Origin of the sequence: Streptomyces sp. NPDC020884 (assembly GCF_044333935.1) — a bacterium.
In the GTDB taxonomy this organism is placed as follows: Bacteria; Actinomycetota; Actinomycetes; order Streptomycetales; family Streptomycetaceae; genus Streptomyces.
In genome coordinates, this window is record NZ_JBIRRY010000009.1 from 191,133 (window position 1) to 204,029 (window position 12,897).

Sequence of the window (12,897 nt, forward strand, 5' to 3'; positions counted from 1 at the left end):
GTCCGGTGAAAAGCAGGTGGGGCGTACGCGGGCTCAGGCGGCCGACGTACCGCTCGACGAGGCCGGCGCGGAGGCCGACGACGAGGAGGAGGACGAAGAGGACGACGACGATGCGCTCGCCTTCGTGTCCGAACCGGACGACGAGGACGACGCGGAGTCGGACGGCTTCGAGGCCGTCGACGCCGACGTGCTGCTCGACGAGGCGCCGCGGCTGTCGTTCCGGTAGAAACCGGAACCCTTGAAGACGATGCCGACCGCGGAGAACACCTTCTTGAGGCGTCCGTCGCAGCTCGGGCATACGGTCAGGGCATCATCGGTGAACTTCTGCACCGCCTCGAGGCCCTCGCCGCACTCGGTGCACTGGTACTGATAGGTCGGCACTTGCTCCTCCTGGCACTCTCACTCAATGAGTGCTAACGACGCTCCATACTGACGTATTCCGTTGAATCAGTCCACCGTGACCGGCTCGCGGTGACCGATCCCACGTGCGACGGTGCGTCCCGGGGACCTCGGAGTCAGCCGTGAGCGCAGCGCCAGCAGGGTCACCAGGGCCAGGGCCGTTCCGGCCAGAGGCACCAGGAATCCGGTGCTCGCGCCGTGGGCGTCGGCGAGTTGCCCCGCCACGGTGACGGCCGCCGCCTGTCCGAGCGCCACGGCGCCCGTCAGCCAGGTGAAGGCCTCGGTACGGGCGGTGGCGGGCACCAGCGACTCGACCAGGGTGTAGCCGCTGATCAGCGCCGGAGCGATGCAGAGGCCGACCAGCAGGCCGAGCCCGGCCAGCAGCGGCACCGAGTGCACAGCCCACAGACCGGACGCGGTCAGGGTCAGCGCCACGTACCCGACGATCAGCCGGCGGCGCGGGCTGCTCTTCCAGGCGATGGCGCCGCAGGCGATGCCGGCCAGCATGTTGCCCGCCGCGAAGATCCCGTAGAGCACGCCGTTCACCCCGGGGTGGCCGATCTCCTCGGAGAACGCGGTCAGCGAGACCTGCATCCCGCCGAAGACCGCGCCGATGCCCAGGAAGGTGACGGCCAGGACGCGCACGCCCGGCACGGAGAGCGCCGAGGCGTGCGGTTCGGCCGCGGTGGCCGCGTTGCGGGGGGCGGGCTGGGTGGCGCGCTGTGCGGCGAAGAACAGGCCGCCGACCAGGGTCAGGACGGCTTCCGTGATCAGACCGGCCGCCGGGTGCACGCCGGTGCACAGCGCGGTCGCGATCACCGGGCCCAGGACGAACGTGAACTCGTCCGTCACCGACTCGAACGCGGCCGCGGTGGACATCAGCGGGGAGGCGGGCCGGTCAGGGGTCGGCCCCAGCATCGCGGCCCAGCGGGCCCGCACCATGGGGCCGATCTGCGGGATCGAGGCGCCGGTCGGCACGGCGGCGACGAACAGCGCCCACAGGGGTGCGTGAGTCAGCGCCAGTACGGTCAGGGCGCTCACGGAGACGGCGTGGAGGAGGACCCCGGGCAGCAGGACGGCACGCTGGCCGAAACGGTCGGCGAGCTTGCCGCTCTGCGGGGCGAACAGTGCCATGGAGACGCCGGAGACCGCCGCGACGGCGCCCGCGCTGCCGTACGAGCCGGTCGTGTGCTGCACGAGGAGGACGGTGCCGATGGTCAGCATCGCGAAGGGCTGCCGTGCGGCGAAGCCCGGGAGGAGGAAGGTCCACGCACCGGGGGTGCGCAGCAGTTGCCCGTATCCGGGGCGGTCGGAGACCGTGGTTGCCACGGTCCTTGCCTTTCTGCCGCCTGGTGGCCCTGCTTCCCGGCGCCCTTGTGGGGCGGGCCGGACGGAAGCGGCCGAGAGCTGTCCTCTTCGCGCGGAACTGCGGTAGATGCCGGGCGACTCGCTGCAAGCGGCGAAGAAACGCCGGGCGAAGAGACACCACGACCGCCATACGGGTCGCGCCAGCTCTGCTTCAGACAGAGTTGGTCGATCAGGTTGCCTTCATGCTACAGGCAGGGAAGCCCTGTGCGCCTGTGATTGCGCACAGGGCTTCCGTTTCGGCCTGTGATCTGCGACGCGTTCGCCGCTGATCGCCTGTGTTGGCACCTCAGGGGGTATCGGGGCGCCCCAGGGTGATCAGGGACGGGTTTTCGTGCCGCTTCCGCTTCCGTTGACGCCGCCGCCGAGCTTCTTGGCCAGCTTCATCGCCTGGGGGATGGCGGATCCGCCCTGGGGGCCCGTCGTGCCGGGTGCGCCGGCAGCCGGGGATCCGCCGGTGCCCAGCCAGCCGGCCAGCTTGCCGCCCTCGCCGACCGCTCTCAGGCGTTCCTCCGCCCTGTCGCGCACCGGATCGGTGGCCACCACCAGCAGCTCGTCACCGCGCCGCAGCACCGTCGCCGGGGACGGTACGAAGCTCTTGTTCTCGCGGACCACCAGGGTCACCGCGGCGCCGGCCGGGAGGCGCAGCTCGCCGACCTCGACGCCGTGCATCTTCGACTTCGGGGGGATGGCGACCGACAGCAGATGGCCGCGCAGTCGCTCCAGCGGGGCCGACTCGATGCCCAGGTCGTCGGCCTCGGCCGGGTCGTCGGCGATGTTCAGCTTGCTCGCGACCCACGGCAGCGTCGGTCCCTGGATCAGGGTGTAGACGATGACCAGGACGAAGACGATGTTGAAGATTCTCGTACTGCCCTGCACCCCGGACACCATCGGAATGGTCGCCAGGACGATGGGCACCGCCCCACGCAGTCCGGCCCAGGACATGAGGACCTTCTCGCGGGCCGGGATCCGGAACGGCGCCAGGCTGAGGAAGACCGACAGCGGTCGCGCCACCATGGTCAGCACCAGGCCCACGACGATGGCGGGCCAGAAGTCGTCCACCAGGTCGTGCGGGGAGACGAGCAGGCCGAGCAGCACGAACATGCCGATCTGGGCCAGCCAGCCGAGCCCGTCGGCGAAACCGCGCGTGGCGGGCCAGTGCGGCAGCTTGGAGTTGCCGAGGATCATCGCGGCCAGATAAACGGCGAGGAACCCGCTGCCGTGGGCCATGGCGCCCGCCGCGTACGCGGAGACGGCGATGGCCATCACGGCGATCGGGTAGAGGCCGGAGGCGGGCAGCGCCACGTGCCGCAGGCCCAGGGACCCCAGCCAGCCCACCGTGATGCCGATCGCGGCTCCGATGGCCAGCTCCATGGCGATCTCCGCGACCAGGATGTACCAGTGCTCGACCGGGCCGACCGCGGAGAGCGCGACGACCATGATGACGACGGGAGCGTCGTTGAAGCCGGACTCGGCCTCCAGGACGCCGGTGATCCGGGGTGGCAGCGGCACTCGGCGCAGCACGGAGAAGACGGCCGCCGCGTCGGTCGAGGAGACGACCGCGCCGATGATGAGGGCCTGGCGCCAGTCCAGTCCGACGAGGTAATGCGCGGCCGAGGCGGTGACGCCCACGCTGATGGCGACGCCGACGGTCGAGATCACCGCGGCGGCGGGCAGGACGGGTCTGACCTCTTTCCACTTCGCCCCGAGTCCGCCCTCGGCCAGGATGACGACCAGGGCGGCGTAGCCGATCACCTGCGTCAGCTCGGCGTTGTCGAACTTGACGTCGAAGATGCCGTCCTGCCCGAGGGCGATCCCGATGCCCAGATACAGGAGCAGGCTGGGGAGCCCGCTGCGCGAGGAGATCCGTACCGCCGCCACGGCGACGAGCAGGACGAGCGAGCAGACGAGCAGGAGTTCGTTGAGCGCGTGGACAGTCAGGGTCCGTTCCTTCCCTGCGTGCGCCTGCCGGATCGTCCTCCGGCAGCCAGTTACTTCGTTACCTTACCTAATCTTTAACGATTCCTTGACGGGTTCGAGTGTTCGTACGAGGAAGACGCAAATGGATGCATCCCCATACCGCGTCCGAGTGGCTTCTCCGCTGCGCCTATGGTTGCTCCTGCACTCCCAGGACCACCCTGCCCCTCGAAGGACAGCGATGCCCGCCAACACAACCGCCTCTTCCGGCCCTTCCGACGCGAAGAAGCCCGGCAGGAAGAAGGGGCGACGCGCCCGCCTGATCGTGCTCGTCCTGGTGCTGGCGCTCGTCGCGGGTGTCGGATACGGGGCGTACTGGTCCGTGTCCACCGTGCGGGCCTCGTACCCGCAGACCACCGGTTCGCTGACTCTCGACGGCCTTTCCGGCGACGTCGAGGTCAAACGCGACTCCTACGGAATTCCGCAGATCTACGCGGACTCCGACGCCGACCTCTTTCGCGCCCAGGGCTTCGTCCAGGCCCAGGACCGCTTCTGGGAGATGGACGTCCGGCGGCACATGACGTCCGGCCGGCTCTCCGAGATGTTCGGTTCCGGACAGGTGGAGACCGATTCCTTCCTGCGGACGCTCGGCTGGCGACAGGTGGCGCAGAAGGAGTACGACGAGGTCCTGGACGAGGGCACCAAGAAGAACCTCCAGTCGTACGCGGAGGGCGTCAACGCGTATCTGAAGGGCAAGGAAGGCCGGGACATCTCGGTCGAGTACGCGGCGCTGGGGCTGACCAACGACTACAAGCCCGGCGAGTGGACCCCGGTCGACTCGGTGGCCTGGCTCAAGGCGATGGCCTGGGACCTGCGCGGCAACATGCAGGACGAGATCGACCGTTCGCTGCTGACCAGCCGCCTCGACAAGGACCAGATCGAGGACCTGTACCCCGGCTACCCGTACAAGCAGCACAAGCCGATCGTCGAGCAGGGCGCGGTCTCCCCGGTCACCGGGAAGTTCGACCCCGAGGCGACCCCGTCGGACTCCATCGGGTCGTCGACCCCGCAGGGCGCAGCCGAGGGCCTGAACACCCAGCTCTCCGCGCTCTCCGACACCCTCGACGAGATCCCGGCGCTGCTCGGCCCCAACGGCAGCGGCATCGGATCCAACTCCTGGGTCGTCGACGGCAAGCACACGACGTCCGGCAAGGCGCTGCTCGCGAACGACCCGCACCTCGCCCCGATGCTGCCCTCCCTCTGGTACCAGATGGGCCTGCACTGCCGGGAGCTCTCCCAGAGCTGCCAGTACGACACCGCGGGCTACACCTTCGCCGGGATGCCCGGTGTGATCATCGGCCACAACCAGGACATCGCCTGGGGCTTCACGAACCTGGGCGCGGACGTCACCGACCTCTTCCTGGAGAAGGTCTCCGGCGACGGCTACCTGTACGACGGCAGGACCAAGGCCTTCAAGACCCGCGAGGAGACCATCAAGGTCGCCGGCGGCAAGGACCGGACGATCACCGTCCGGCAGACGAACAACGGGCCCCTGGTCTCCGACCGCAGCAAGGAGCTCGACAAGGTCGGCCAGAAGGCCCCCGTCAGCAACGCGGCGCCGGACCGCGCCGACGGCTACGCGGTGGCGCTGAAGTGGACCGCGCTGGATCCCGGCAAGTCCATGGACGCGGTCTTCGCGCTCAACCGGGCCAAGGACTTCACCACCTTCCGGGCGGCCGCCCGGAACTTCGAGGTCCCCTCGCAGAACCTCATCTACGCCGACACCGAGGGCAACATCGGCTACCAGGCCCCCGGCAAGATCCCGGTCCGCTCGGAGGGCTTCGACGGAACGACGCCGGCGCCGGGCTGGGACCCCCGGTTCGCGTGGAAGGACTACATCCCCTTCGACGCGCTGCCCTATGAGTACAACCCGGACCGCGGCTACATCGTCACCGCCAACCAGGCCGTCATCGACGAGAGCAAGTACCCCCACCTCCTGACCAAGGACTGGGGCTACGGCACCCGCAGCCAGCGGATCAACGACCTCCTCGCCCAGAAGATCAAGGGGGGCGAGAAGGTCTCGACCGATGACATGCAGAAGATGCAGATGGACAACTTCAGCGAGATCGCCGCGCTGCTGGTCCCCGAGCTGCGCAAGATCAACATCTCCGACCCGAGCGTCCGCGAGGCCCAGAAGCTGCTGGAGGGCTGGGACTACACCCAGGAACCCGACTCGGCGGCCGCCGCGTACTTCAACGGCGTCTGGCGTAACATCCTGAAGCTCGCCTTCGGCAACAAGCTCCCCAAGGAGATGCGGGTCCAGGGCGACTGCCTCAGTGTGCCGCCGGCCAAGAACAGCGGCCCGGCGGACCAGCAGAAGAAGCTCGTCCGCGAGTGCGGCCAGCGCGACGGCGACTCCGCGCAGCCGGACGGCGGCGACCGCTGGTTCCAGGTCGTCCGGGACATCGTGGACGACCAGGACAACGAGTGGTGGAAGGCGCCCGCCCGGGGCCGTGAGGACGCCCTGGAGAGCCGGGACGACCTCTTCGCACGGGCCATGGAGGACGCGCGCTGGGAGCTGACCGCCAAGCTCGGCAAGAACATCTCCACCTGGAGCTGGGGCCGGCTGCACCGGCTGACGCTGAAGAACCAGACCCTCGGTACCGAAGGCCCCGGCCTGCTCCAGCGGGCGCTCAACCGCGGCCCCTGGAACCTCGGCGGCGGCGAGGCCGCGGTCAACGCCACCGGCTGGAACGCGGCGAGCGGCTACGAGGTCGTCTGGGTGCCTTCGATGCGCATGGTCGTCAACGTGGGGGACTGGGACAAGTCCCGCTGGATCAACCTCACCGGCGCCTCCGGGCACGCGTTCAGCGCGCACTACACCGACCAGACCGACAAGTGGGTCGACGGCGAGCTGCTCGACTGGTCCTTCGGGACGGAGGCGGTCGACGCGTCCACCGTCGACACGCTGACGCTGAAACCGTAGGGCTCGCCGAGAGCCCCGGCAGGGGGATCAGGAAGGGAAGCGCCGCGCTCCGGCCGGCGTGACCACCGCGTCCACGGGGTGGTCGTGCGGCTCCGAGGGGACCCGCGCGACCACCTCGCCGTCGTACAGGAGCACGACGCGTGCCGGGTGCGCCCCGGCGGCCGTCAGCCGGGCCAGCACCCGGTCGTAGCTGCCGCCGCCCCGACCCAGCCGCATCCCGGCCCCGTCCACCGCCAGACCGGGCAGCAGGACCGCGTCGGCGTCCAGGACGGCGGCGGGGCCGAGGTGTGGGCCGTCCGGCTCAAGGAGCCCCCGCCCGGCCGGCAGCAGGTGCTCCGGGCCCTCGTAGACCGCCCAGTCCAGGTCGTTGTCGGCCAGGAGCACCGGCAGCAGCACCCGCGCGCCGCGCCCGCGCAGCGCTTCCAGGAGGGCGCGGGTTCCCGGTTCGCGCCCCACGGAGACATACGCGGCGACCGTACGGGCGTCGGCCAGTTCGGGCAGGTCAAGGGCTGCCGCGGCGAGAGCCGCGGCAGCCCGGACGGTGTCCTCCTCCGTCAGGAGGGCCCGCGCGGCGAGCAGTTCGCGCCGCAGGGGACTCTTTGCGGACGCCTTTCCGGACTTGTCGGTGTTCAAGGGAGACTCGCACGATTCTCGTATGGGCATATTTTAGGACGAAGTTAACCGGAATATCAGCTTCCAGCCGTGTGCACCCGTTAAGGTCGGCACATGACTCAGTCGCCCTCCAGGATCAGCAAGGCCGTCATCCCGGCAGCAGGTCTCGGTACCCGGTTCCTGCCCGCCACGAAGGCCACTCCTAAAGAGATGCTGCCTGTCGTCGACAAGCCGGCCATCCAGTATGTCGTCGAAGAGGCCGTCGCGGCGGGCCTCTCCGACGTGCTGATGATCACCGGCCGCAACAAGCGTCCCCTCGAGGACCACTTCGACCGCAACTACGAGTTGGAGTCCGCGCTCACCCGCAAGGGCGATGCCGAACGCCTCGCCAAGGTCCAGGAGTCCAGCGACCTGGCCACCATGCACTACGTCCGCCAGGGTGACCCCCGCGGCCTCGGGCACGCCGTGCTCTGCGCGGCCCCGCACGTGGGCGACCAGCCCTTCGCGGTGCTGCTCGGCGACGACCTGATCGACCCGCGCGACGCGCTGCTGGCCCGGATGGTCGAGGTCCAGGAGCGTGAGGGCGGCAGCGTCATCGCGCTGATGGAGGTCGACCCCTCGCAGGTCCACCTCTACGGCTGCGCCGCCGCGGACGCCACCGTCGACGGCGACGTGGTCCGCATCACCGACCTGGTCGAGAAGCCGGACCCGGCCGACGCCCCCAGCAACCTCGCCATCATCGGCCGGTACGTCCTGGACCCCGCGGTCTTCGACATACTGCGACACACCGAGCCCGGCCGCGGCGGCGAGATCCAGCTCACCGACGCTCTCCAGCTGCTCGCCGCGGACGAGAAGATCGGCGGCCCCGTGCACGGCGTCGTCTTCAAGGGCCGCCGCTATGACACCGGCGACCGCAGTGACTACTTGCGCGCCATTGTCAGACTGGCGTGCGAACGTGAAGACCTGGGGCCGGACTTCCGGACCTGGCTGCGCAAGTACGTCGCTGAGGAGATGTAACCCCGTGAGCAGCACGATCTGGTCGGTCGACGAGCACCTGGACGACATCCTGGCCGCGGTGAGGCCGCTGGAGCCCATCGAGCTGCAGCTGCCGGACGCCCAGGGCTGTGTCCTGGTGAAGGACGTCGTCGTGGAGGTGGCCCTGCCGCCCTTCGACAACAGCTCCATGGACGGCTACGCGGTCCGCATCGCCGACATCGAGGGGGCGAGCGAGGAGTTCCCCGCGGTCCTCACCGTCATCGGCGACGTCGCCGCGGGCAGCGCGGGGCTCGCCGACGGCCAGGTCGTGGGACCGGGACAGGCCGCCCGCATCATGACGGGCGCCCCGCTGCCCGCCGGTGCGGAGGCCGTGGTCCCGGTCGAGTGGACGGACGGCGGTACGGGCGAGGGCCCGGCCGCCGCCATGCGCGCCCACAGCGACGCGCCCGAGGACGCCACCGGCGAGGTCAGGGTGCACCGGCCCGCCGTGGCCGGCGCCCATGTGCGCGAGCGCGGCAGCGACGTCAAGCCGGGCGATCTGGCCCTGGCCGCCGGGGCGGTCGTCGGCCCGCCGCAGATCGGGCTGCTCGCGGCGATCGGCTGCTCCACCGTGGTCGTACGGCCCCGCCCCCGCGTGGTCGTCCTGTCCACCGGCAGCGAACTGGTCCAGCCCGGCGAGACGCTGAAGGGCGGTCAGATCTACGACTCCAACAGCTTCGCGCTGACGGCCGCCGCCCGGGACGCCGGAGCCATCGCCTACCGGGTCGGCGCGGTGGCCGACGACGCCGAAACGCTCCGCGCCACGATCGAGGACCAGCTGATCCGCGCGGACATCGTCGTCACCACGGGCGGTGTCAGCGTCGGCGCGTACGACGTCGTCAAGGAGGCGCTGTCCTCGGTCGGGGACGAGGACGAGCCGGGCAGCGGGGTCGAGTTCCGCAAGCTGGCCATGCAGCCGGGCAAGCCGCAGGGCTTCGGCTCGATCGGCCCGGACCACACCCCGCTGCTGGCCCTGCCGGGCAACCCGGTCTCCAGCTATGTCTCCTTCGAGCTGTTCGTCCGCCCCGCCATCCGTGCCCTGATGGGCCTCACCGACGTGCACCGCCCCACGACCCGCGCCCGGCTGAGCGCCGAGAAGGCGCTCACCTCGCCGGAAGGCCGCCGTCAGTTCCTGCGCGGTACGTACGACGCGGAGGCGGGCACGGTCGCCCCGGTCGGCGGTTCCGGTTCGCATCTGATCGCCGCGCTCGCGCAGGCGGACGTCCTGATCGTGGTGCCCGAGGACGTCACCTCGGTCGAGCCCGGCACGGAGACGGACGTGATCCTGCTCCGCTGACCGCCGCCCGGTGGCGGTACGGTATCTGCCGCCGTGCCTTCCGGGGGATCCCCTCCGGTTCCGAGGTTCACCGGCGCCCCTACCGCTAGGCGGAGTGAGTTGAGTACGCAGAACAGGCTGACGCACATCGACGAGGCGGGCGCGGCCCGCATGGTCGACGTGTCGGAGAAGGACGTCACCACCCGGGTCGCCCGCGCCGGCGGCCGGGTGCTCGTCTCGCCGCGCGTGATCGAGCTGCTGCGCGGCGAGGGAGTCCCCAAGGGCGACGCCCTCGCCACCGCCCGGATCGCCGGGATCATGGGGGCCAAGCGCACCCCGGACCTGATCCCGCTCTGCCATCCGCTGGCCGTCTCCGGCGTGAAGGTCGACCTGAGCGTGTCCGACGACGCGGTGGAGATCACGGCCACCGTGAAGACGACGGACCGCACGGGCGTGGAGATGGAGGCCCTGACCGCGGTGTCGGTGGCGGCCCTGACCGTCGTCGACATGATCAAGGCGGTCGACAAGAGCGCGGTCATCACCGACGTACGGGTCGAGGCGAAGTCGGGCGGCAAGTCCGGCGACTACCGGCGCACCGCGCCGGAGGGGCCGGACGCGTGACGCCGCCGGAGCCCGGAGCCCCCGGCCACGAGCAGCCGGCAGGGGGGCCGGAGCCGACCGGAGCCGCGTTGCTCTCGCCGTACGCCGCCCTCGTCGTCACCGCCTCCAACCGGGCCTCCGCCGGGGTGTACGCGGACAAGGGCGGCCCGCTGATCGCCCAGGCGCTGACCGGCCTCGGCTTCACGGTCGACGGCCCGCAGGTCGTCCCCGACGGCGATCCGGTCGAGGCGGCCCTGCGCGCGGGCGTCGCCGCCGGGTACGACGTGATCGTCACCACCGGCGGTACGGGCATCTCGCCCACCGACGCTACCCCCGAGGCCACCCGCTGCGTCCTCGACCACGAGATCCCCGGCATCCCGGAGGCGATCCGGGCCGAGGGACTCGCCAAGGTCCCGACCGCCGCCCTCTCCCGGGGCCTGGCGGGCGTGGCCTCCGGCACCCTGATCGTCAACCTGCCCGGCTCCACCGGCGGGGTGAAGGACGGGCTCGCGGTCCTCGGCCGACTCCTGGTGCACGCCGTCGACCAGCTCCGCGGCGGCGACCACCCCCGACCGGGGAGCCCGAGCTGAACATCGCGACCTGGCCGGTGACGCTGACCGACGGCGAGATCGTCCTGCGCCCGATAAAGATGCGTGACCAGCGGGTGTGGCGCGAGGTCAACCGGCGCAACCGCGACTGGCTGCGCCCCTGGGAGGCCACCGTCCCGCCGCCCGCCCCCGGCGGCCCGATGGCGCAGCGCCCCACCTACCGGCAGATGGTCCGCCACCTGCGCGCCGAGGCGAACGCGGGGCGGATGCTGCCGTTCGCCATCGAGTACGAGGGCCGGCTGGTCGGCCAGCTCACGGTCGCGGGGATCACCTGGGGCTCGATGTGCTCCGGCCATATCGGCTACTGGGTCGACCAGGGCGTCGCCGGGCGCGGGGTCATGCCGACGGCCGTCGCCCTCGCCGTCGACCACTGCTTCCGCTCGGTGGGCCTGCACCGTATCGAGGTCTGCATTCGCCCGGAGAACGGGCCCAGCCGCAGGGTGGTGGAGAAACTCGGATTCCGTTCGGAGGGCGTGCGCCCGCGCTATCTCCACATCGACGGCGCCTGGCGTGACCATCTGATCTTCGCCCTCACCGCCGAGGAAGTGCCCGAGGGGATGCTCCGGCGCTGGCGCCGGTCGCGCCCCGTGACGCCGCGGGGGCCCGGACCGGCCGGAGAAATAAAATAGATGTTCGAATTTGATCGCCGGGTGACCGCAATGGGTCGGGCTATCGGCGGCTGTTGATCCGAACAATCACAAAAAAAGTCCGTGATATCAGCCGGATCGTGCGACACACCGGGCCAATTGGCGGATCCTTCCGCGCAAACCCCTCTACGGTGTGAGCGTGAGCAGCAGCGGCCTCATCTACGCAGTCATCGTCGGGGCCTGGGCCGCCTACTTGGTGCCGATGTGGCTCCGCAGGCAGGACGAGCTCAACGAGGCCCGTCCGACGGAACGCTTCAGCACCGCCATCCGGCTGCTGTCCGGACGGGCGGCGATGGAGCGCCGGTACGCCAAGGAGCTGCGGGAGCGCACCGCCGAGGAGGCGGGGCCCGACGTCGACCCGGACCGGGAAACGGACCGTATGGAATCCGTGGACGTCCGGGCCTTCGCCGCGCCTCCGGCGCACACGGAAGCCCGGGTGAGCGACCCGGCGCACGCGCCCGAGCGCGCCCAGGGCCACCAGGCATCCGACCGCCCGGCGCAGGACCGCCCGACACAGGACCGCCGGGCCGGACACCAGCCGTCGGACCGTCAGCCGCAGGACCGCCGGTCCGGCGAGCGTCCCGCGGAACACGCGCCTCCCGCCCAGCGGCGTCCGCGCTCCGGTGCGGCCGACGCCGAGCGGGCCCGGCGTGCCCAGCGCTCCCAGGTCCTGGCGCGGCGCAGGCGGACCACGGTCGTCCTCTTCCTGGCCTTCACCCTCGGCGCGGTCGTCGCGGCGGTCGGCGGCCTCGGCTTCCTGTGGGCTCCCGCGGCGCCGGCCGTGCTGCTGAGCACGTACATCGTGCATCTGCGCGCCCAGGAACGCCGACGGTTCGCCTTCACGATGGACCGCCGCAGGGCCGAGGTCGCCGCCCAGCGCCTGCGGGAGAACCGCCCCCGCAGGCACCAGCCCGCGGCGCCCGCCCCCGCCGAGCCCGACGACGACTCCGAAGCCCACCACCCGGAGCCGGAGCCCACGCCCACGGTCTCCCCCCAGGAGGCCGGCCGGCGCGCCCTCGTCGAGCAGACGGACCACGCGGAGTGGGTGGACCAGCAGCGGGAACGCGGCCGCGTCCAGGGCGACAGCTGGGAGCCCGTTCCCGTACCGCTGCCCACCTATGTCACCGCGCCCGTCGCCCCCCGGGCCACGGGCGGCGTGGAGGTCGGCAACCCGGAGACCTGGAGCGCGGCCCGCTCCAGCACCGCCGAGCCCACCCAGACGGGCACGTCGCACCCGACGGCCCCCGCCGTCGACCCGGCCCCGCGCCAGCGCACCAACCAGTCCCGCCGCAACCGCGACCGGGGCCGGACCCCCCTCTTCGACCAGTACGACGACGAGGACCGGCCGCGCGCGGCCAACGAGTGAGGCGGCGGCGGTGGGGCTCGGAAATCCCGGCACCGCTGACCAGCGGAGGAACGGATTTCCAAGCACCCCGGTGGGAGTGCTAGAGT

At 71.1% G+C, this 12,897-nt stretch carries 11 protein-coding genes; 7 read left to right on the top strand and 4 right to left on the bottom strand.

The genetic code is table 11. The features are described 5' to 3' along the window. Nucleotides 1-33: 33 nt before the first annotated feature. From ACH4UK_RS26550 to ACH4UK_RS26560, 3 genes are all read right to left on the bottom strand, one after another. Complete coding sequence (locus ACH4UK_RS26550; RefSeq protein ID WP_398360243.1) at nt 34-381, bottom strand: FmdB family zinc ribbon protein; 348 nt, start codon at nt 379-381, stop codon at nt 34-36. A gap of 66 nt (nt 382-447) precedes the next feature. After that, complete coding sequence (locus tag ACH4UK_RS26555; RefSeq protein ID WP_398360245.1) at nt 448-1,728, bottom strand: MFS transporter; 1,281 nt, start codon at nt 1,726-1,728, stop codon at nt 448-450. Between the two features lie 354 nt (nt 1,729-2,082). Then, entirely contained in the window at nt 2,083-3,645 is a 1,563-nt protein-coding gene (locus tag ACH4UK_RS26560; protein ID WP_398360246.1) for a potassium/proton antiporter, read from the bottom strand. Between the two features lie 277 nt (nt 3,646-3,922). Between ACH4UK_RS26560 and ACH4UK_RS26565 the strand changes: the two genes are divergently transcribed. Beyond that, nucleotides 3,923-6,667 carry a penicillin acylase family protein gene (locus ACH4UK_RS26565; RefSeq protein ID WP_398360248.1) on the top strand — a complete coding sequence of 915 codons (2,745 nt, stop codon included), beginning with the start codon at nt 3,923-3,925 and terminating at the stop codon, nt 6,665-6,667. Nucleotides 6,668-6,694: 27 nt separating this feature from the next. Here the strand turns inward: ACH4UK_RS26565 and ACH4UK_RS26570 are convergent, their stop codons facing one another. Then, entirely contained in the window at nt 6,695-7,300 is a 606-nt protein-coding gene (locus tag ACH4UK_RS26570) for a 5-formyltetrahydrofolate cyclo-ligase (RefSeq protein ID WP_398360250.1), read from the bottom strand. A 93-nt stretch (nt 7,301-7,393) separates the two neighbouring features. Here ACH4UK_RS26570 and galU point away from each other — a divergent pair, with 93 nt between their 5' ends. From galU to glpR, 6 genes are all read left to right on the top strand, one after another. Continuing rightward, nucleotides 7,394-8,296: a UTP--glucose-1-phosphate uridylyltransferase GalU gene (galU, locus tag ACH4UK_RS26575; RefSeq protein ID WP_137234670.1), complete on the top strand. Its 903-nt coding sequence runs from the start codon at nt 7,394-7,396 to the stop codon at nt 8,294-8,296. 4 nt (nt 8,297-8,300) lie between these two features. Beyond that, nucleotides 8,301-9,611 (top strand): gephyrin-like molybdotransferase Glp, encoded by a 1,311-nt coding sequence (glp, locus tag ACH4UK_RS26580; RefSeq protein WP_398360252.1) that lies wholly within the window; start codon nt 8,301-8,303, stop codon nt 9,609-9,611. Nucleotides 9,612-9,710: 99 nt separating this feature from the next. Continuing rightward, nucleotides 9,711-10,211, top strand: coding sequence for a cyclic pyranopterin monophosphate synthase MoaC (gene moaC / locus ACH4UK_RS26585; protein WP_398360253.1), 501 nt, complete (start codon nt 9,711-9,713; stop codon nt 10,209-10,211). A 68-nt stretch (nt 10,212-10,279) separates the two neighbouring features. Continuing rightward, on the top strand, nt 10,280-10,780 hold the full coding sequence (locus tag ACH4UK_RS26590) for a molybdenum cofactor biosynthesis protein B (protein ID WP_398360626.1): 501 nt from the start codon (nt 10,280-10,282) through the stop codon (nt 10,778-10,780). 17 nt (nt 10,781-10,797) lie between these two features. Further along, the gene (locus ACH4UK_RS26595; RefSeq protein ID WP_398360255.1) at nt 10,798-11,427 is read left to right on the top strand and encodes a GNAT family N-acetyltransferase; all 630 of its coding nucleotides are present in this window, start codon (nt 10,798-10,800) and stop codon (nt 11,425-11,427) included. A gap of 157 nt (nt 11,428-11,584) precedes the next feature. Then, on the top strand, nt 11,585-12,811 hold the full coding sequence (gene glpR, locus ACH4UK_RS26600) for a gephyrin-like molybdotransferase receptor GlpR (RefSeq protein WP_398360257.1): 1,227 nt from the start codon (nt 11,585-11,587) through the stop codon (nt 12,809-12,811). Nucleotides 12,812-12,897 lie beyond the last annotated feature (86 nt).

What these genes read in the sequence shown, in the direction of transcription:
- ACH4UK_RS26565 (WP_398360248.1), top strand. Translation starts at nt 3,923, where the DNA reads ATGCCCGCCAACACAACCGCCTCTTCCGGCCCTTCCGACGCGAAGAAG.
- galU (WP_137234670.1), top strand. Translation starts at nt 7,394, where the DNA reads ATGACTCAGTCGCCCTCCAGGATCAGCAAGGCCGTCATCCCGGCAGCA.